Genomic DNA, 20,151 nt, shown 5'->3' with positions numbered 1-20,151 from the left:
CCCGGGCCGCGCCGCCGGTTGGTGGGTCACTGCTTGACGACGTCGTGGAGCAGCAGGAAGAACGAGGGCTGCAGCCGGAAGTTCTCGACGTTGGCACCGGCCACGGCGTTCTGCTTCCAGTTGGCCACGAAGGCCCAGGGCGCCTCCTCGTGGACGATGGCCTGCATCTCGCGATACAGGGCGGCGCGCTCCTCCTGATCCACGCTACGGCGGGCCTGCTCGAGCAGTCGGTCGACCTCCTCGTTGCTGTAGTAGCCGGAGTTGAAGCCGCCGTTATCGGGCATGGCGTCGCTGCGCAGGGCCAGGAAGGGCAGGGTGTCGGGATCGTTGGTCATCCACGCCATCTGCGCCATGTCGGCCTTGCCCTCGAGCCCCGGGTTTACCCGGTCGAGGAAGGTGTTCCACTCGTAGGTCTCGATCTCGACCTTCAGGCCCACTTCGGCCAGGTCGGCCTGGATGGCGCTGCCCATGGGCACCGGGTCGAGCATGCCCGAGCCGCCCTGGGTGACGTAGAAGGTCAGGGTGGCACCCTCGTGGCCGGCCTCGGCGATCAGCTCACGAGCCTTGTCCGGGTCGTGGGGATAGGGCTCGAGCTCGTCGTTGTAGGCCCACTCGAAGGCCGGCGGGATCGGCCCGGCGGCGACCTCGGCGGTGCCCTGCAGGACATCATCGACCAGCGACTGCTTGTCGATGGCGTAGTTGATCGCCTGGCGCATCGCCTTGTCCTGGAAGGGGCCTTCCCGGGTATTGAGGATCAGGAACCAGAGGTGCGGGCCGGCCTGCTCGTAGACTTCGAAGGCCGCATCATCGGCCAGGTCGGCGACGTTGTCGGGTGGTACCTCGACCATCAGGTCGATGCCGCCGGAGAGCATCTCGGCGACGCGGGTGTTGGCATCGGTGATGGGGCGAAAGACCACCGCCTCCAGTGACGGGGCGCCGTCCCAGTAGTCCTCGTGGCGGGTGAGCACGACACGGCTGTTGCTCTCCCACTCCTCGAACTGGAAGGGGCCGGTGCCCGACGGATGGCGACCGATGTCCTCGCCGTGCTCTTCCACCGCCGCCGGGGAGACCATCAGCCCGGTGGGGTAGGCCAGGTTGGAGAGGAAGGGTGCGTACGGCTCGTCCAGGGTGAAGGTGACCTCATGCTCGCCGGTGGCCTCGACCTCATCGATGGCCTCGAAGAAGAAGGCCAGCGGGAAGGGGCCGGTGTCGTGATAGGGGTGCTCCTCGTCGAGCATGCGTTCGAAGTTGAAGACCACCGCCTCGGCATTGAAATCACTGCCGTCGTGGAAGGTGACGTCATCGCGCAGCGTGAAGGTGTAGACGGTGCCGTCGTCGCTGATCGTCCATTCGCTGGCCAGTGACGGCTCGACCTCGAGGCTGCCGTCGGCATAGCGGACCAGGCCATCGTAGAGGTTCATCATGATCCGAAAGTCGTTGACCGCGGTGACCTGGGCGGGATCCAGCGCCTTGGGTTCGGCGATCTGGCCGACGATCAGCACGTTGGGGGGCGTCTGGGCCATGGCGCTGGTGGTGACGCCAAGCGCCGTGGCGGCCAGGGCGTGGAGCAGCCAGCGGCGTGCTCGGGAGTGCGGGATTGTCATGTCTTGCCTCTCCAGGTGGTCGGTTGTGGTTGTTCGCTGGCGAGTTGTCACCGCTCAGCAAAAGCGGCTACGCTGAAACGGCTTGTATTTATCATGATTAATTTTGCCCCTTAGGTATGGCACAGGTCCGCATGCCCCGCAAGCCAGCCTGGGTGCCGACGGAGAGTCCCATGACCTTCAGCCTGATCGCCCTCGACCCCGATGACCGGTCGCTCGGTGTAGCCTGTGCCACGGGTGGCCCGGCACTGGGCGGGTTCGTGCCGCACCTGATGGCCGGCGTGGGGGCCGCCATCACCCAGGGATACAGCACCCACGTATTCGCCGCCGAGCAGGGTCTGGCTCGGCTTGCCGCGGGGGAGGAGGTCACCACTGTTGTCGCCGGCTTGCGGGGGGCGGATCAGGGTGCCGAGTGGCGACAGATCGCCCTGATGGATGCCCAGGGGCGCACGGCCGGCTGGACCGGGCAGCACAACGTGCCGGTCATGGACCTGTACCTCGGTGAGGGGCTGGTGGTGGCCGGCAACATGCTGGGCAGCGAGCGGGTGGTGCCGGGCATGGCCGCGGCGTTTCAGGCGGGGCGGGCCAACGGCGAGCCGCTGAGCGAGGCGCTGATCGCCGCCCTGATCGCCGGCCAGGCGGAGGGCGGCGACCGGCGTGGGGTATTCTCGGCCGCGCTCAAGGTCCGCTCGCCGGGTGGGGTGCCGTATGACCTGCGCATCGACGATGCCTCCGACGCCGTGCTGGCGCTGAGTCAATTGCACCTCCGAATCCGTGATGACGCGGACTTCCAGGCATTCCTGGCGCGACTGCCGGATGCCAACGACCCGCATCGCCACTAGTCATTCCCTGTCCGCGACCATGAGAGGAGCCACGTCATGAGCGCCCCCGATTCTCCCGATAACCTGGGTAACCGATTGTTGACGCGCCTCGATGAGGCGGCCCGCTACTCGCGCCCAGGTCCCGGCGTCACGCGGCTGTATGCCAGCGAGGAGCATCGGCGCCTGCTGCCGCTTCTGGAGGAGTGGATGCGTCGGGCCGGCCTGGAGCCGTCGCTGGACGCGGCGGGCACGCTGGTGGGGCGCTGTCCCAGGGCGCTTGCCGGGGAGCCGGCGCTGATCCTGGGGTCGCACCAGGACTCGGTGATCGAAGGGGGCAAGTACGACGGCATGCTCGGGGTCGCCATGCCGCTGCTGGCCCTCGAGGCGCTGCGCGAGCAGGGCCGTGAACCCGGCTGTGCGGTGGAGGTGGTGGCCTTCGGCGACGAGGAGGGCGTGCGTTTTCCCTCGACCCTGGTCGGCAGTCGTGCGTTTGCGGGCACCGTCGACCCGGCAGTACTTGATGGCCGTGATACACAGGGCGTGAGCCTGCGTGAGGCGCTGGCCACGCTCGGCGTGGACGCCTCTGGTATCGCCGAGGTGGCGCGGGATCCTGACAAGGTGCTGGGCTATGTCGAGGTGCACATCGAGCAGGGTCCGGTGCTCGAGGACGAGGGGCTCGCGGTGGGGGTGGTCACCGCGCTAACCGGCATCGAGCGGCATCATCTTCGCGTGGCGGGCAAGGCCGGTCATGCCGGCACCACCCCCATGCACGGGCGGCGGGACGCGCTGGTCGGTGCGGCGGCCATGGTGGTGGAAGCCGATCGCCTGCTCAATGACCTTGATGACCTGGTGGGGGTGGTCGGCCAGCTCACGGTGCGCCCAGGCGCCGTGAACGTGATTCCCGCCGAGGTCAGCTTTACGCTGGAACTGCGCTCGCCGCGGCATGACGTGCGTCTGGCGGGACGCCGGCAGATTCTCGATGCCATGGCCGACATCGCTGCAGCGCGTGGATTGTCGTTGACCACTAGCCTGGGTTATGAGGCCGAAGGCGTGGACTGTGCCGACTGGCTGATCGAGGCGCTGGAGCAGGCTTGTGCTGTGGAAGGCCAGCAGATGCGGCGGCTGTTCAGTGGCGCCGGGCATGACGCCCTGGCGATGCATGATCTGACCGACATTGGCATGCTCTTCCTGCGTTGTCGTGATGGTCTGAGCCACAACCCGGACGAGGCGATCACCGTCGAGGATGCCGAGGCTGGAACGCGGGTGTTGATGGCGCTGTTAACGAATATGTCGACGCAGCGTCAGGCGCAGAAATCGGCCTGAGGTTTGACCTGCCGGTGACGTCGCGTGCGACTTGTACGACATCGATTCGGGTGTGAGTGAGTCGGGTGTCCGGAAGACAGGCTGGGCAGGGGCTTTGGAAAGGATCTGGTGGACGTTCGAGGCCGTCCCGGGCGTGCCCGAAGCCCCTGTATTGGCTACACTGTCGCCCCCAGCCACAGCCGCAATCCGGGATCATTCGATGTCACACTACTACCGCCTGGTGGTTTCCTGTCCCGACCGCCTGGGCATCGTCGCCAGGGTCTCCAACTTCATCGCCGGCCACGGCGGCTCGATCACCGAGGCGAGCCAGCACTCTGACCTGGAGGGTGGGCGCTTCTTCATGCGCTACGAGATCCTGGCCGACTCGGTGGGCATGCCCCCGGAGGCGCTGCGCGAGGCGTTTGCGCCGATCGCTGACGAGTTCGAGATGACCTGGGCGCTCTCCGACACCCGCCAGCGCCGGCGGGTCGTGCTTATGGTGTCACGGGAGACCCACTGCCTGGTGGATCTGCTCTATCGCTGGACCGCCGGCGAGCTCGATTGCGATATCGCCTGTGTGATCTCCAACCACGAGGACATGCGTGGCCTGGTGGAGTGGCACGGCATCACCTACCACCATGTGCCGGTCAAGGCCGACGACAAGCAGGCCGCCTTCGCCGAGGTGCAACGGCTGGTGGAAGAGGCCCACGCCGACTGTGTAGTGCTGGCGCGCTACATGCAGATCATGCCGCCCGAACTCTGCGAGCGCTTCCAGGGGCGGATGATCAATATCCACCACAGCTTCCTGCCCTCTTTTGCCGGGGCCAGGCCCTACCATCAGGCGCACCAGCGCGGTGTGAAGTTGATCGGTGCCACCTGCCACTATGTCACCGAGGAGCTCGATGCCGGGCCAATTATCGAGCAGGACATCCACCGGGTCAGCCATTGTCACACACCCAGTGACCTGGTGCGCTTCGGGCGGGACGTGGAGAAGGCGGTGCTGGCGAGGGGGCTTCGCTGGCACCTGGAGGATCGCGTGCTGATTCATGGCAATAAGACCGTGGTCTTTGCCTGACGGAGTGAGCTCATGACCATTGCTGCGCCGGTTCTCGCTCCCTGGCTGCTGTGGCTCTGCGGCCTGGTCTCGCTGGCGGTGGTCGGCTTGGCGCTGAGCCGCCGGCCGTGGGTGGCGCTGTTCGAGGACCATGCCCTGCAGCACCGCTGGCTCGCCGCCACCGTGATGGTGATGCTGCTCTGGCAGCTGCGCGCTCAGGCGGTGGACTGGCTGACCCTGCACCTGATGTTCACCGCGCTGCTGACCCTGGTCTTCAAGGCGCCGCTGGCGCTGCTCTCGATCACCGCGATCAATGTCGCCATGGTGCTATTGGGGCGCATCGACTGGTCGTTGCTGGGCGTGAACGTGCTGGTCACCGGGGTGGTGCCGGCGCTGGTGATGGGTATCGTCTGGCGGCTGGTCGACCGGCGCCTGCCCGACAACCTGATGGTCTTCCTGTTCGTTTGCGCTTTCTTCGGCTCGGCCCTCGCCACCCTGGCGGCGGGGCTCGCCGCCGTGGGGCTGATGGCGCTCGGCGCCACGGATGCCGAGGCGCTGCGTCAGGCGCTGGAGTATGCCCGCTTCCTGCCGCTGCTGATGCCCTCCGAGGCCTTCATCACCGGCATGCTGATGAGCATCCTGCTGGTCTATCACCCCGGCTGGGTCGCCACCTTCAACGATCATCGCTATATCGATACCAAGTAGCCGCCAGGGGTGGGGCTACAGCGGTAGTGAGAGCTGCTGCCGGGCTTCCTCGGGTACCAGGCGCACGCCGACGCCGAGCAGGCGTACCGGGCGACGTGCACGGGCCCAGGCTTGTTCCAACAGGCGGGTGTAGCTCTCGGCATCGGGGGAGAGGCCGCGGCTTTCCAGGGTAGTGAGGCTGAAGTCGTCGAAGCGAACTTTGACGAAGAGCCCGGCCATCGGCGGGTGGCCGTGGCGCTCCAGACGGCCCTGTAGCTTGTCACAGAGCGGGGCGAGGGCGGCACTGGCGGTTTCAAGGTCAGGGAGGTCGTGGTCGAAGGTGGTCTCGACGCTCACCGACTTGCGCTCGCGTTCGACGCGTACCGGGCGCTCGTCATTGCCGCGGGAGAGTTCATACAGCCGCCGGCCGAACTTGCCGAACTCGTCCAGCAGGCGCTCGATGGGCAGCTCACGCAGGTCGGCGCAGGTGGTGATGCCCATGGCATCGAGCTTGGCGCCGGTGGCCGGGCCCACGCCGTGAAGCTTCTTGACCGGTAGGTCTCGCACGAAGGCATCGACCTGCTCCGGCGGGATCACCGTCAGGCCGTCGGGCTTCTCCCAGTCACTGGCGATCTTGGCCAGGAACTTCGACGGGGCCGCGCCCACCGAGACGGTGATGCCGGTCCGCCGATAACATTCTTCCTTGAGCCAGCGGGCCATCCAGGTGGCACTGCCGCGAAAGCCGTCGACCTCGGTGACGTCGAGGAACGCCTCGTCCAGCGAGAGCGGCTCCACCAGCGGGGTGAGTTCGTGGAACACCGCCTGGATTTGTCGTGATACCTCGCGGTACTTCTCGAACTGGCCGCGCATCAAGGTCAGGTGGGGGCAGAGGCGCAGGGCCCGGGCGGTGGGCATGGCAGAGTGGATGCCGAAGGTACGGGCGGGGTAGTTGCAGGTGGCGATCACCCCGCGCTGCTCCCGCGAACCGCCGATGGCCAGCGGGATGTCGCGCAGGGCGGGGTTGTCACGCATCTCCACCGCGGCGAAGAAGCAGTCGCAGTCGGCGTGAAGGATCTTGCGGACGCGCTCTGTCATGGGGCGAGGGTCAGATGGCGCTGATCAGAGGGCCTGGCCGCTGCCACCACGGATCACGCCCACGCCGATGCCCTCGATCTCCAGTGGGTCATGGCGCAGGTCCACCTCGATGGGCGCGAACTCAGGATTCTCGGCCTCCAGGGTGACCACATGGCCCTGACGATGGAAGCGCTTGACGGTCACCTCGTCTTCCAGGCGTGCCACCACGATCTGGCCGTCACGGATGCGCTCGGTACGGTGCACCGCCAGCAGGTCGCCCTCAAGGATGCCGGCATCCTTCATGGACAGGCCGCGCACCCGCAGCAGGTAGTCGGCCCGGGGCGTGAAGTATTCCGGGGGCAGCGGGCAATAGCGGTCGATGTGCTCGGCGGCGAGAATAGGGCTACCTGCGGCCACCTCGCCAATGATCGGGAGGCCTTGAGTTGTCTCTTCAAGCGCCTCGTCGTTGGCCGCCTCCGGCTCCTGGGCCGGCAGACGGATCCCCCGGGAGGTACCGCGGATTACCTTGATCGCCCCCTTGCGCTCCAAGGCGCGCAGGTGCTCTTCGGCGGCATTGGGGGACTTGAAACCCAGTGCTCGGGAGATCTCCGCCCGAGTCGGCGGGTAGCCCAGCTCGTTCATGGTCTTGACGATGAAGTCGTACACGTTCTGCTGCCGGGCCGTGAGTGAGCGACTCATGGGACCTCCAGGGTCGGTAACCAGGGGGGTGGCGATCGCCTCGCCACGTGTCTGATCAAGTATACAGCATGTCTTTCTGTCCAGTAAAAAGTGTGGGCGCTCGGCGCCGGATATTTCTGTTTCAAACGCCATGCCTTCTGCGACATTGAGCCACGCCCTTGGCTGTCATACACTCGCAGAACATTCAAACAATTGTTTCCAATGACGTGGAGCCGTTGCCCATGGCCCAGCAGCCCGACACCGTCACACGCATCCTCGATACCGCCGAGGTGCTGTTCGCCGAACGTGGCTTCGCCGAGACCTCGCTGCGTAACATCACCAGCAAAGCCAAGGTCAACCTGGCGGCCGTCAACTACCACTTCGGCTCCAAGAAGGCCCTGATCCAGGCAGTGTTCGCGCGCTACCTCGATCCTTTCACCGTACGCTTCCATGCAGCGCTCGACGAGCTCGAGGCTCGCCATGAGGGCGGCGTCATCCCGCTGGAGGAGCTGCTGGAGACCATGGCGCGCTCCGTGCTCGAGGTTCCTGCTGAGCGGCACAGCCTCAAGGTGTTCATGCGTTTGCTGGGGCTGGCCTACAGTCAGGCGCAGGGGCATCTGCGGCGTTACATCCAGGAGCAGTATGGCAGCGTCTTCACCCGCTTTACGGAGTTGGTGCGTCAGGCCACGCCGGAGCTGCCCGACGCCGAGCGCTTCTGGCGGCTGCACTTCATGCTGGGCACGGTGATCTTCACGCTCTCCGGCCTGGATGCCTTGCGCGACATCGCCGAAAAGGACTATGGCGAGCACGTCAGCGTGCGGGACCTGGTCCGTCGCCTGCGTCCGGTGGTGGTGGCGGCCATGAATGCGCCTCTGCCTGAGCCCGCCCCGGTCCAGCGCGAGGCCGGTTGATGCCTCGTACTCCGTTGCTAACCGAAGTGCCGCCCGAGGCGGGACTTTGGCTTGAGATCGATACTGTGGCCCAGCGGCTGAGTGTCTGGCGAGGACCTGAGGTCGAATGGCAGTGCGAGGTGTCCACGGCCGCCAATGGCACCGGGGAAGAAGAGGGTAGTGGCGCCACACCGCTTGGTTGGCACTATGTGCGTGCCGCCATCGGAGCCGGTAACCCGCCCGGGACCGTTTATCGCGGCCGCCGGCCCACTGGCGAGGTCTACACCGAGGCCCTGGCTGCTGAGCACCCGGGGCGCGACTGGATCCTTACCCGCATCTTATGGCTGAGCGGCCTTGAACCCGGCCGGAACCGCGGCGGCAATGTCGACTCCCAGCGCCGTTACATCTACCTGCACGGCACTCAGCCGAGCGAACCCATGGGCGTGGCCCGCTCTCATGGCTGTATTCGCCTGCGTGATGATGATCTGCTGGCGCTGTTCGAGATCGCCGTGCCGGGCACGCCGGTGTGGCTGCATGATGAACCGCTCGATGCCAGTAGTTGAAGTGTTCTCCGAAATTCGTACCAGGCGCTAAGCTCTGAGCAGACCGACCAGGAGCCCCAGATCATGAGCAAGAAACGTCGACAGTACAGCAGCACGTTCAACGCCAGGGTGGCTCACGCTGCGCTGAAGGGCGACGTGACCACTTAGGCACTGGTGGCTCGCTTCGAGGTACACCCGTCCATGGTGAGCCAGTAGAAGTGTGAGCTGTTGGATAATGCCACTGGTCTCGTCGGGGCAGCAGCGGCAAGGTCACCCAGAAAAGCCAGGAGGAGATCGATACCTTCTATCGCGAGGTCGGCAAACTGACGGTGGAACGCGATAATGGAATGGTCCGCCCCTCCCACAAACGCATGTGGATGGGGCTGTGTCGATGCGCTGGAGGTAGGCACTGGCACGTCACGGACTGCCGAAGATCTTCAATACGGATAGCACTTCTTCAAGTTGCCAGGTGTTCCGGAATCGACTTATCTTGGAACGTTTGGTGCCGTGCGGGATCTCGGGTTACCTGACCCCTGAATTCAAGCAATAAGCGCAGCACCTGCTGTGTCCAGGCTCACCTCGTCGATGCATTTGACCCAAGAATGGCCTGACGCCGATGATGATCCGATCATCCGGGACCCTACATCTATGCCAAGAAAAGGCGCATTTTTTGTCTGTTTTTTAGCCTAATGGGACGGTGGCCCTGAGGCGGCGATCAGGGCATGATTTGAGGCTGCTAATGTTCAGCAGCCTTGCCTCTGCATAGGCATTAGCACTGCGCCTCTGGCCAAGGGGCGCATCCCTGATATCCTTGTTTGCCCCTGGTGTCTGTCCCGTCGCCAGGGGCGTTTTTCGTATGGGGTCAGGCCTCTTCCCACTGCACGCGGTTGCGTCCCGTCTCCTTGGCGGCATAGAGCCCCTGGTCGGCGCGCTTGATCGCCGGCTTCAGGGTGGTCTCCCCCGCGCTGACCAGCGTCACGCCCAGCGAGGTGGTGTAGGCCAGTCTGCCGTCTTCCGTCGCGTCATCACCGACCATGGCGGGGGTGGTAGCGACCGCCTCACGTAGCCGCTCCGCGACCTGCAGGGCCTGCTCCCGGTTGGTGTCGGGCAGCAGCACGGCGAACTCCTCGCCGCCCATGCGGCACAGCACGTCGCCGTCACGCAGCACTTGGCGGGCCAGCTTGGCGAAGGCCTGCAGCACCACATCGCCCACGTCGTGCCCATAGGTGTCGTTGATGCGCTTGAAATGATCGAGGTCGATGGCGATCAGCGACAGCGGTGCCCCGCTGCGTTCGGCGCGGGCGATCTCCATCGCGGCCTGGCCCTCCAGGTAGCGGCGGTTGCCCAGGCCGGTGAGCGGGTCGGTGAGCGCCTGTCGCTCCAGCCGCGCCTCCAGCTTCTTGCGCTCGCTCAGGTCGAACACCATGGCCCGGGAATACTGGAAGCCCTCCTCGGTGACCTGGGCGGTGGCCTGAATGGCGACCGGCAAGCGGGTGCCATCGTGACACAGCAACTCGCACTCGGCGCTTCCTTCCTGCCCCTGACCCAGCACTTGGCGGAAGGCGGCATCGAAGGCCGCGCGGGTCTCCGGGGTGACGAAGTCGCGGTAGTGGCGTTTGTCGATCACTTCGTCAGCGCGATAGCCCAGCCAGCCGAGTTCGGTGCGGTTAATCTTGCTCACCCGGCCGTCGCTGTCGAGCGAGTGGTAGCCACAGGGCGCGTGCTCATAGAGGTCCTGCACCTCGCTGGCGTACTGTCGGGCCTCGCGGGAAAACGTCAGCGCCCGCTCCCTGAGGCTGCGTAGGCGATGATCGCTGAGCACCCAGAACACGCCGAAAGCCACCGACAGCAGGTAGACCATGGCGATGGCCAGCAGCTGCACCGGGTTTTCCAGCAGCAGCCCCCAGAGGCTGGGCCGCGGCATCAGGATACCGAGGCGCCAGGGCTGGGTGCCGGGGTCACTGATGACCGTGCCGGCCTGGCTGCGGTAGTGCTGGGTACGCAGGTCGTGGCTGCGAAAGGCGAGCAGGTGCTCGTCCAGGGTGGTGGTGTTCTGGTTGCGGGCAGACATGGCCCTCCAGGCGGCGGGCCAGTGTGTCGCCAGCGGTTGACCGAACTGTTCCTCCGGGCTCTCGTCGTCAGGCAGCAGCCAGTTGCCCTGGGCATCCACCAGCAGGGCCTCGCCGCGACTCTCACGAGCATGGGGCAACGACGCGGTGAGTCGGGACCAGTCGAGGGTGAACAACAGCACGCCCAGGCGTTCGCCCTGGTCATCGATAATCGGCGTGGCGATGTCGATCACGGTGGTCACCGGCGCCTTTTCTTCGCCGGAAGCGCCCAGGCGTGGGGGGGAAACGTAGAGGTCCCGCGCCTGTAGGGTCATGGCCTCGCGGAAGGCGGTGGTGGCGCCATGGTTGACCACCGGCGGCCGCGGCAACAGGGCCACCGTCGAGGTGGCCACCCATTCACGCCCTTCGGTGTCGACTACCGCCAGGCGGGTATAGCGGCCGAAGTGAGTCAGCAGGGTGTCGAACAGCGCCTCTAGCTGCTCCCAGTCGCTCTGGGCCGCTAGCCCCCACGCCGGTGTCTCGGCGGCCTCCTGCCGGGACAGGAAACGTCTCAGTAGCGGATACTCCGCGGTGGCCAGCACCTGGTTGAAGCTCTGGTTCATGCTCTGCAGGAGCATGTCGTACTCGGACGTGAGCAGCGATGTGGCCGACTGACGCGTGCTGTCGACCTGCTCCTCGAGGTGAGAGGCGAAGATCGGCATCAGTGTCATGGTCACCAATGCCATTGGGAGGAGAGTGGCCACCGTCAGGCGGGCCCAGAGTGCTGTGAGGTTCAATGGCGGAGTCTCGAGTCAGGCCGGGGGCATGTGGCCCAGCAAGTTACCGAGGGCGTCAGGGGCAGGAAGATAAGCAGGAGTCTTGCTGAAGGCCGCCGCACTGACCGCGGGCAGTATCTATGAAAAGTGTCTCGGGGTCACTACTACGCCGTGGCTGCGCCATCAACGGAGCGTCTCCAACCCCGAACCCCCATGATTCATATTCTCTCGACTGGCGTGCCTGGCTTGCTCATCCCCCATCGCTAATCCACTATTCGTTTTATTGCTAAGCGAAAAAACGCATCTACCCACCCTGATGTATGGAGTCATGGAGTGCCTGATGAATTGGCGCTGATGGAGGCGCAGCAGAACGTTCACGAACGGATCGCACAGCAGGTCCCGCTTGAGGAAACATTTGACGCCATTGCTCACTGGATCGAATTGCTGTTGCCGGATGCCGTCGTGGCCTTCATGCGCTTTGATACGAAGCGTCAGACACTCAGCCTCACCCCCAGTCAGCGCTTCTCTCCGGCCTATCAGGAATGCCTCACGGCGGTCCCTATCGGCCCCGACGCAGCCTCTTTCGGTTGCGCAGCTTACTGCCGCGAGCCGGTCGTCACCGAGGACATCCGTACCGATTCGCGCTGGGTGGTGTTCCGCGACGTTGCTGAGCGCGAAGGCCTGCGCTCCTGCTGGTCGAATCCCGTGATGACGGCCAACGGCGAGCTGCTGGGCACTTTCGGTACCTACTTCCGCGAACCGCGCCACCCCACCGACACGAGTCGCCGCCGTCTGAAGCAGGCGGCGGCGTTGGTGGCCCTGGCCATCCTGCGCGACCGCGATGCTAGCAACCATCGTGCCTTGGCGGAATGGCACCGCTCGTTGTTCGTGAACCACCCCGATGGGGTCTACGAGTTCGACCTGGAGGGACGCTTTCAGCGGGGCAATGCGGCGCTGACGCGCATCACGGGCTATCCCGAAACAGACATGGTCGGGCGGCATTTCAATGAGTTCATCGACCCTGAGTACCGCGAGCGGACCCAGGCGAGTTTCGATATCGCCAGACGAGGTGGGTCTCATCAGTACGAAACCCTGGGCACCCACCGCGACGGCCATCTTTACCGGATGGAGATCCTCAACTTCCCGGTGTCTGTAGACGGCGAGGTGGTAGGGGTCTATGGCATCTGCCGCGACATCACGCAACGCAAGCAGGGGGAGGAGGCTCGCCGCCTGCTGGAGCGCGGCATCCAGGCCACGCCCAATGGTGTGCTCATGGCAGATGCCAGTCAGCCCGACCTGCCGCTGGTCTATGCCAACGATGCCTTCTATGCGATCACCGGCTACGCGCCCGAGGAAGTGCTGGGTCGCAACTGCCGCTTCCTGCGGGGCCCTGACACCGACCCCGAGGCGAGCACTGCCATTCGCTGGGCCATCAGCGAGCGGCAGTCCGCCGATGTCATCCTGCTCAATTACCGCAAGGACGGCACGCCCTTCTGGAACCATCTCTCGCTAAGCCCGGTGTTTGATGAGGAGGGGGCCTGTACCCACTACATTGGTATCCTGCAGGACATCACCCAGCAGTGTGAGCAGGAGGCCCAGATCGCCTACCAGGCGACCCATGACCTGCTGACTGGCCTGCCCAATCGCACCGCCTTCGACGAGCGCCTTCAGGAAGCCTTCGAGCAGGTCCAGGAGGCGTCGGGGCTACTGGTGGTGATGCACCTCGACCTGGATGGCTTCAAGACGGTCAACGATGGGCTCGGTTACCACATTGGCAACCAGCTGCTGGTGGCGGTAGGTGATCGGCTGCGCGAAGTGGCGGGTGATCGTGACACCCTGGCCCGCATGACCGGTGATGAGTTCGTTTTACTGCTCGCTGACCTCGACGGGCGCCAGGCCGGGATCGCCATGGCCGAGCGGGTGCTGAGCGTCCTATCCAAGCCCTTCATGATCGACGGAAGGCCGCTGCATATCAGTACCAGCATCGGCATCGCCTGCAACTGCGATACCATCTCGCACGCCTACGAGCTGATGCAGCGCGCCGACCTGGCGGTGGCCGATGCCAAACAGCAGGGCCGCAACACCTGGCACTGGTATGCAGGTGACCAGCAGCGGGTCAGTGAGGAGGCCGTTCTGTTACGCCATGATCTGCATACAGCTCTGCGGTATGACCAGTTCGAGCTTTACTACCAGCCGATCGTGGAGGCGGTAAACGGGCGAATTCGCGGACTGGAGGCGCTGATCCGCTGGCACCACCCCGAGCGAGGCATGATCTCGCCTGGGGTCTTCATCCCGTTGGCCGAGCAGACCGGCCAGATCATCCCCCTGGGGCGCTGGATCCTGCGTCGTGCCTGCCAGGACGCGGCGGCCATGCGTGTAGAAGGGGAGCTTGGAGGGCCGGTCGCGGTGAACATCTCCTCGCTGCAGTTCCGTCGCGACGGCTTCCTGACGGACGTCCAGGCGGAGTTGGACGCCGCTGGCCTGCCACCCGAGCTGTTGGAGTTGGAGGTGACCGAGAGCGTGCTCCTCGACGGGTCCGAGTCCGCCATCGCGTTGATCAATGACCTCAAGGCCATGGGCATTCGCGTCGCGCTGGACGACTTCGGCACCGGCTTCTCCAGCCTTAGCTACCTGCGCGACTTGCCGATCCACAAGGTCAAGCTGGACCGCGCCTTCATCCAGGACATCGCCACCAACCGCAGCAACGCCGCCATCGTGCAGGGCATCATCACCATGGCCCATCACCTGGACCTGACGGTGGTCGCCGAGGGCATCGAGGAGCGAGAGCAGCAGCAGGACCTGATCCGCCGCAACTGCGACCTGCTGCAGGGCTACTACTTCGCCAGGCCGATGCCGAGGAAGGCCATCATGGAGCTGCCAAAGCAGCTGCCCGCTCCTGTTGAGGTATGAGGTAGGTAACGGTCCCGGGGAGCTCCCTCACCTTCGTCAAACCTCGCCTTTCACTTCATGGCTCAATACGACCCGGTTCCTACCGCCGTGCTTGCCGAGGTAGAGGGCCTGATCTGCTTGCTGAATCAGGTCGGTTAGATCGACATCCTCATCGCCGACTGCGGCGATACCGATGGTGACGGTCAGGCGATGGTTGGGCATCGCTTCTGACACTGGCAGCTCGCTGACCTTCTGCTGCAGGCGTTCCGCTACCACCCGCGCGTCCTTAGGGTAGGTGTCCGGCAGGGCGACGATGAACTCCTCGCCGCCGAAGCGCCCGATCACGTCCTGGGGCCGAAGGGAGCGCTTGCAGGTTTCCGCGATGGCGGTCAACACCGCGTCGCCTTGGCGGTGCCCCCAGTTGTCGTTGATGGCCTTGAAGTGGTCCACGTCGATCATGAACAGGCTGAAGGGTGTCTTCTCGAGCCGCGCGCGCCGCAGCAGCGTCTCGGCACGCGCCATGAAGTGTCGTCGCGCGTCCAGGCCCGTCAGCCCATCCTGCTCGGCGAACTGGCGTAGCTGGGCCTCCAGCGACTTGCGGTGCGCGATCTCCTCAACCAGCTGGCGGTTTTGGATACGCTCTTCCTGGAGGAGCGCGAATTGCTTGCGCTGCAGCCTTTCTAGGCGAAGCAGGGCGAAGTAGCCCACAGCGTTGGTCATGATCAGCAGCAGCATGATACGAAGCGCGATGACGGGAGGAACCTCGGCCACGAGCACAGCTGCGGCCAGGAAACCCAGGTTGAGGTAGAGGCTGGCGATGATTACCGCGGGCAGCAGGTTGGGGATCAAGAGGTAGAACGCCATGTTGGCGACCACCATCGCGGTGACTTGGGTGGGAATGGTATCGGGGCGCAAGGGAACGATCAGAATGATCGCCGTCGCAAGTATCCAGAGGGGAAGGGTGTGAAGCCACGCCTTATTGTGATAGTTACCGAAGCGTCCGATCAGGAAGGCCAGGGCCAAGCAGGAGACCACCACCACCAGGCGCATGGTGAGCAGGAGATAGAATTCCGTGGTCACGCCGGTGTAGTGGTAGTCAGAAATGGCAAGCATGCCGATGATCAGGGCCACCACGCACAATGCTACGCTGGAGTCGCGTCGCACCCTGGGGGCAATGTCCCGGCGATACATCGCCTCGACCCGTGGTTCGTGAAACTGGCCGGTCATCCGGCTCAGCTGGTCTCTTGTTATAGGGGCTGACAAAAGCCGGCTCTCCCTGTCCTGTCGTGAGTGAAAACTTCACCGCTTTGGCTTTCGAGGTGAATACCTATCCTGCCGGCATGGTCCAATATTAGCGAATCAAGGTAATAGTAAATCGGGCGGGTGACAATGATCACCTGCGTCACCGGCCGCTCCAGCACATGAAGCAACCGACCCCGCCCGGTCTTGACCGGGATGAACCTATGCTGTGCGCGGGGTTGTGAGGGAGTCAGGTGCACCACATCATGCATCCTGGAGAGGCCGCTGATATGACGCCATAATGCAAAGAAAACCAAGGATTGTTTACGACGCGAGGTTGAACCCTGCAGCTATGAGGACTCCTTCCGCTCTTCACCCTGACGGAACTGCTCCGGCACCTGATAGCGCGTACTGCGGCCCCCTCCAGGCATTTTCATCAAACAGCCCTGCTTGACCATACCCGCGAGGTGCCGGGTTGCGGTTGCCTTACTGACTTTGGCGACTTTCTGGTACTGCGACGCACTGATGCCGTGTTCGAAGCCTCTCTCTCCTCCATCCAGCAGGCGGTTCAGCACCTTCATTTGTTCGGGGAGTAGGTGCGCCTCCCTGAAGCGCTGCCAGAAGCGGGCCTTGGCCAGCGTCCGCTCTACCTGGTCCAGAACGTCCAGCAAGGTGGCATCCAGGACCTCCAGGAACCAGACGAGCCAGGCTGTCAGGTCGGGCGTGCCCCGCTGACTTGACTCCAGGCAACGATAGTAGTCGGCGCGACGTTCTAGTATGGCCGCCGACATGGCATACAGGCGGATACTCTGCTGATCTGCCTGCGCCAGGGCCCGGTCGGCGATGGCCCGGGCCACCCGGCCGTTACCATCTTCAAACGGATGCAGCGTCACAAACCAGAAGTGTGCCAAGCCCGCCCGAACCAGCGGATCTAGCTCGGGGTCATGACGGCTGGACTCGAACCACGCGAGGAACTGGTCAACTTCGTGCTCCAATCCCTCTCGCGGGGGTGCCTCGAAATGTACCTTGGGACGATCCAGGCGACCCGAGACTACCTGCATGGGCTCCACTCCGCGCCACTGCCCGGGCCTCAGCGTGGTCAGGCCGACGTCAGCATCAGGGAACAACCACCGATGCCACTGAAACAGCCTTTCGGCGTCCAACGGCTTATCAGGCTTGAGGGTGGTATCCAGCATCAGCTCCGCCAGGCCTTCGGAACGTGGTGACGCCGTCCCCCCCGCTTCCTTCACGCCAAGGCGCCGGGCCAGAGATGAGCGGACTGAGGCCACATTGAGCCGCTCCCCCTCGATGGCCGAGGACGTGACGATGCTCTGCAACAGCGTGTCCAGAGTGGCCCTCGCTTTGGCGTCCTGATCTTCCGAGGGCGTCAGGGCCCCTGACCGTCCCACCAAGATACCGAGATCCCTCCAGCACGCCTGCACTCGAGGCTGGATTTCAGTAAGCGCTCCACAAACCCCATCTTCTGCCGCTGAATAGTGTCCGTCAGACTGGTGTCAACCCGATCCCAAGGAGGACACCATGACTGACCTGACCTCGACACAGGCCTTCTGGCTGGGCCATCTGTTCCATGCTTCCTCTCGGCAACTATCGCTGAGCGAGTACGCCGCGGAGCAAGGACTGGAACTGGCGTCACTGCTGGCGTGGGAGCAGCGCCTGGTGGTGCAGGATGTGCCGGTGCCACCTCGCCACCGGCCGCTGCGCTTCGTCGCCGTGGAGTTGGCCCGATGATTCGGCCGGACACCGGACTGCGGGTCTATCTGTGCCGCGAGCCCGTCGATATGCGCAAGCAGATCGACGGGCTGGCCCTGCTGGTCCAGGAGGCCATGGAGCTCAACCCCTTCGAGGAGGCGGTATTCGTGTTCGGCAACCGCCAGCGCGACAAGGTGAAGCTTCTGTTCTGGGAACGTAACGGCTTCGTGGTCTGGTACAAGCGCCTGGAGCGCGAGCGCTTTAAGTGGCCCGACCGCCTGGAAGGCGATACGGTTTCCCTGTCGGGCCAGGAGCTGAATTGGCTTCTGGATGGCTATGACCTCAGCGCCATGCAGCCCCATAAGGCCTTGGATTTTCAAGCAGTTGGTTGATTTTTTTGCTGCCTCCGGTGGCACTGCTTGGTAAAATATCGGCATGACTTCGTCGACCTCGACTTCCTCCGCCAGCGTCTCCCAGCTGCAGCGCCAAGTGCGTTCTCAGCAGGAGGAGATCGCGCGCCTCCATCAGCTGATGGAGAAGAAAGAGGCCGAGTGGGAAGCCACCAAGGCGGCGTTGTTCGAGCAGTTCCGGCTGGCCATCGAGCGTCAGTTCGGTCCCTCTACCGAAAAATACCGTGTCGCGCAGGGCGACCTCCTTATCAACGAGGCCGAAGCGGCGGTCGACGAGGAACAGGCGAGCGCTCAGGATGACGCGGCCGACGACGGGGTCGATGCGACGGCCGAGCCGCGTCAGCCAGCCAAGCGCCGTAGCCGTGGCGGTCGGGTGGCCCTGCCCCCCGAACTGCCCCGTGTCGAGGTTATCCATGAGCTCCCCGAGGATGCCCGTCACTGTCACGATGACGGCACCGAGCTCAAGGAGATCGGTAAAGAGATCAGCGAAGAGCTGCATGTGGTGCCGGCGCGGGTCGAGGTGATCCGCCATGTGCGCATCAAGTATGGCTGCCCAGCCTGCGAAGAGGGCGTACAGATCGCCCCGGCGCCGGCCAAGCTGCTGCCGAAGAGTAACGCCAGCCCGACGCTGCTCGCCTATGTGGCCACCGCCAAGTATCAGGATGCCTTGCCGCTCTATCGGCAGAGTCAGATCTTCGCCCGCCACGGCGCCGAGATTCCGCGCAATACCCTGGCCCGCTGGATGGTTCAGGTCGGCGAGCGGCTGATGCCGCTGGTCGAGGCCCTGCGACAGCACCTGCTGCAGGGCCCGCTGATCCACATGGACGAGACCACCCTGCAGGTCAACGCCGAAGCCGATCGACCGGCGAGCTCAACGTCCTATATGTGGCTGCAGCGCGGCGGGCCACCGGGCCAACAGGTGGTGCTGTTCGACTATGACGCCAGCCGCGCCGGTCGGGTGCCCGTGCGCCTGCTGGGTGACTATGCCGGTCGCCTGGTCACCGATGGCTACGAGGGCTATGCCGAGGTGGTGCGGAAAAACGGCATCACCCATGCCGGCTGCTGGGCGCACGCCCGACGCAAGTTCGTCGAGGCGCAGAAGGTGCAGCCCAAGGGCAAGACCGGCAAGGCCGACTGGGCGCTCAACCTGATTCGCAAGCTCTATGGCGTGGAAAAGCAGGCCAAGGGCCTGGCACCCGAAGCGCGTCTGGCGCTGCGCGAACAGAAGAGCCGCCCGCTGATCACCCAGCTGCGCACCTGGCTCGACAAGTCGCTGTCGCAGGTGCTGCCAAAGAGCGCACTGGGCAAGGCGCTTCACTACCTGGATGGCCAGTGGCAGCGCCTGACCCGCTTCCTCGATGACGGCCTGATTCCGCTGGACAACAACGCCGCGGAAAATGCCATCCGCCCCTTTGTCGTCGGCCGCAAGAACTGGCTCTTCAGTCAAACGCCGAGCGGCGCGCAGGCCAGCGCGGCGATCTACAGCCTGATCGAGACGGCCAAGGCCAACGGCCTCTCGCCCTATGAGTACCTGCAGTTCGTGTTCGAAACCCTGCCGAGACTCGGCGAGGATGACAACCTCGACACGCTGCTCCCCTGGCGCTGGAAAGAGACTCTACCGGTCTGACTCAGGCCGCAACAGATGGGGTTTGTGGAGCGCTTACGGATTTCAGCTGCTTGCCATGTGAAGCACGGCCAGTCGGGGTGCTGCCAGATCCACGTCATGATGTGATCGGTCATCACAGGACTCCAGAAAGACGGTAGAGCCGGGCAGTATCTTTACGGCTTAAATATTGAGCCGAATAGTGATCTTTTTCAGCTCATCTGGCAAGCCTTTGGGTCGGTAGCTGTCAGCAGCCTTCTTTCGACGGAAAACGGCGCTTTCTTTCTTGTGGGCTGGCCATCGACAGACTAGCCTGGATATTGCACCAGTGTCGCGAGTTCGGCCTGGCGGGTGAGCAGGTCAGCCCTTCATGTTGGATGGCGCGAGAATCGCTTACTTTTTGATCGATTTCCCGCCCTCAAGACGCACTGCCCCCTACCCCCGTTGTTTATCTCGTGCCGGGGACAGCACCCTGCCGGTCATCCCGGCACCAGTTTCTTGATCAGCTTGAGGAAGAGGTCCTGGTCGGGGTAGTGGCTACTCAGCATCAGCCGGACGCGCCGGGTATTGCGGGTCACCACGCCACCAATCTTCAGCAACGTCAGGCGCAGGGTGGTGACCTGGGCCGTGGCGTATGCCGTGCGCTTGAGGTACACCCGGCGCAGCCGTTCCAGCAGCAGGTAGGCCAGGCCGGCCAGCAGCAGCCGGTACTGGTTGGGCCACCAGTCATGGCAACTGGTGCGATCCGAGAAGAGCCACTGCAGGGAAAACGCATGAAAGCCATCACACCGCGAGAATGTCCGCCAGATAGGTCTCATCCAGCGCGGCTT

At 64.3% G+C, this 20,151-nt stretch carries 18 protein-coding genes; 10 read left to right on the top strand and 8 right to left on the bottom strand.

Going from position 1 to position 20,151, the window contains the following annotated elements:
- Positions 1 to 26: 26 nt before the first annotated feature.
- Positions 27 to 1,604 (bottom strand): ABC transporter substrate-binding protein, encoded by a 1,578-nt coding sequence (locus SCI24_RS15660; RefSeq protein ID WP_318726262.1) that lies wholly within the window; start codon positions 1,602 to 1,604, stop codon positions 27 to 29.
- 170 nt (positions 1,605 to 1,774) lie between these two features.
- On the opposite strand from SCI24_RS15660, the gene SCI24_RS15655 reads away from it, so the two are divergent.
- The 4 genes from SCI24_RS15655 (at position 1,775) to SCI24_RS15640 (ending at position 5,483) form a co-directional block, all read left to right on the top strand.
- Positions 1,775 to 2,443, top strand: a complete 669-nt coding sequence (locus SCI24_RS15655) for a DUF1028 domain-containing protein (protein WP_318726261.1) — start codon at positions 1,775 to 1,777, stop codon at positions 2,441 to 2,443.
- A gap of 36 nt (positions 2,444 to 2,479) precedes the next feature.
- Positions 2,480 to 3,745, top strand: coding sequence for a M20 family metallo-hydrolase (locus SCI24_RS15650; protein ID WP_318726260.1), 1,266 nt, complete (start codon positions 2,480 to 2,482; stop codon positions 3,743 to 3,745).
- Between the two features lie 199 nt (positions 3,746 to 3,944).
- A complete protein-coding gene (purU, locus tag SCI24_RS15645; RefSeq protein ID WP_318726259.1) occupies positions 3,945 to 4,799 on the top strand; it encodes a formyltetrahydrofolate deformylase in 855 nt (284 codons plus the stop codon).
- Between the two features lie 12 nt (positions 4,800 to 4,811).
- Positions 4,812 to 5,483: an energy-coupling factor ABC transporter permease gene (locus SCI24_RS15640; protein ID WP_318726258.1), complete on the top strand. Its 672-nt coding sequence runs from the start codon at positions 4,812 to 4,814 to the stop codon at positions 5,481 to 5,483.
- 15 nt (positions 5,484 to 5,498) lie between these two features.
- Here SCI24_RS15640 and dinB read toward each other — a convergent pair whose 3' ends face one another.
- Positions 5,499 to 6,557 carry a DNA polymerase IV gene (gene dinB, locus SCI24_RS15635; protein ID WP_318726257.1) on the bottom strand — a complete coding sequence of 353 codons (1,059 nt, stop codon included), beginning with the start codon at positions 6,555 to 6,557 and terminating at the stop codon, positions 5,499 to 5,501.
- A 24-nt stretch (positions 6,558 to 6,581) separates the two neighbouring features.
- Positions 6,582 to 7,235 (bottom strand): transcriptional repressor LexA, encoded by a 654-nt coding sequence (gene lexA, locus SCI24_RS15630; protein WP_318726256.1) that lies wholly within the window; start codon positions 7,233 to 7,235, stop codon positions 6,582 to 6,584.
- Between the two features lie 221 nt (positions 7,236 to 7,456).
- On the opposite strand from lexA, the gene SCI24_RS15625 reads away from it, so the two are divergent.
- On the top strand, positions 7,457 to 8,125 hold the full coding sequence (locus SCI24_RS15625) for a TetR/AcrR family transcriptional regulator (RefSeq protein WP_318726255.1): 669 nt from the start codon (positions 7,457 to 7,459) through the stop codon (positions 8,123 to 8,125).
- On the top strand, positions 8,125 to 8,667 hold the full coding sequence (locus tag SCI24_RS15620; RefSeq protein ID WP_318726254.1) for a L,D-transpeptidase: 543 nt from the start codon (positions 8,125 to 8,127) through the stop codon (positions 8,665 to 8,667). Before SCI24_RS15625 ends, SCI24_RS15620 begins: the two co-directional genes overlap by 1 nt.
- 841 nt (positions 8,668 to 9,508) lie before the next feature.
- On the opposite strand, the gene SCI24_RS15615 is transcribed toward SCI24_RS15620, so the two are convergent.
- Complete coding sequence (locus SCI24_RS15615; protein WP_318726253.1) at positions 9,509 to 11,425, bottom strand: diguanylate cyclase; 1,917 nt, start codon at positions 11,423 to 11,425, stop codon at positions 9,509 to 9,511.
- Positions 11,426 to 11,803: 378 nt separating this feature from the next.
- Here SCI24_RS15615 and SCI24_RS15610 point away from each other — a divergent pair, with 378 nt between their 5' ends.
- A complete protein-coding gene (locus SCI24_RS15610; RefSeq protein ID WP_318726252.1) occupies positions 11,804 to 14,380 on the top strand; it encodes an EAL domain-containing protein in 2,577 nt (858 codons plus the stop codon).
- A gap of 36 nt (positions 14,381 to 14,416) precedes the next feature.
- On the opposite strand, the gene SCI24_RS15605 is transcribed toward SCI24_RS15610, so the two are convergent.
- Both SCI24_RS15605 and SCI24_RS15600 read right to left on the bottom strand, forming a co-directional pair.
- A complete protein-coding gene (locus tag SCI24_RS15605) occupies positions 14,417 to 15,586 on the bottom strand; it encodes a GGDEF domain-containing protein (protein ID WP_318726251.1) in 1,170 nt (389 codons plus the stop codon).
- 362 nt (positions 15,587 to 15,948) lie between these two features.
- Positions 15,949 to 17,052, bottom strand: coding sequence for a Fic family protein (locus tag SCI24_RS15600; protein ID WP_318726263.1), 1,104 nt, complete (start codon positions 17,050 to 17,052; stop codon positions 15,949 to 15,951).
- An 85-nt stretch (positions 17,053 to 17,137) separates the two neighbouring features.
- Between SCI24_RS15600 and SCI24_RS15595 the strand changes: the two genes are divergently transcribed.
- From SCI24_RS15595 to tnpC, 3 genes are read left to right on the top strand one after another with little or no spacing between them, the layout of a single operon-like run.
- Complete coding sequence (locus SCI24_RS15595; protein WP_318726250.1) at positions 17,138 to 17,347, top strand: hypothetical protein; 210 nt, start codon at positions 17,138 to 17,140, stop codon at positions 17,345 to 17,347.
- Entirely contained in the window at positions 17,344 to 17,700 is a 357-nt protein-coding gene (gene tnpB, locus SCI24_RS15590; protein WP_273142219.1) for an IS66 family insertion sequence element accessory protein TnpB, read from the top strand. The genes SCI24_RS15595 and tnpB overlap by 4 nt, the downstream gene beginning before the upstream one ends.
- 43 nt (positions 17,701 to 17,743) lie before the next feature.
- On the top strand, positions 17,744 to 19,345 hold the full coding sequence (gene tnpC / locus SCI24_RS15585; RefSeq protein WP_318726249.1) for an IS66 family transposase: 1,602 nt from the start codon (positions 17,744 to 17,746) through the stop codon (positions 19,343 to 19,345).
- Here the strand turns inward: tnpC and SCI24_RS21560 are convergent.
- Positions 19,240 to 19,458, bottom strand: a complete 219-nt coding sequence (locus tag SCI24_RS21560; RefSeq protein WP_412929947.1) for a DUF4172 domain-containing protein — start codon at positions 19,456 to 19,458, stop codon at positions 19,240 to 19,242. The two genes, tnpC and SCI24_RS21560, sit on opposite strands and share 106 nt — an antisense overlap.
- A 342-nt stretch (positions 19,459 to 19,800) precedes the next feature.
- Positions 19,801 to 20,151: transposase (locus tag SCI24_RS15580; RefSeq protein ID WP_318726248.1), on the bottom strand; the 351-nt coding region annotated here is incomplete at its 5' end.

Origin of the sequence: Halomonas sp., from assembly GCF_033549285.1 — a bacterium.
GTDB lineage: Bacteria > Pseudomonadota > Gammaproteobacteria > Pseudomonadales > Halomonadaceae > Halomonas.
This window is presented reverse-complemented; position numbering and strand designations above follow the sequence as displayed.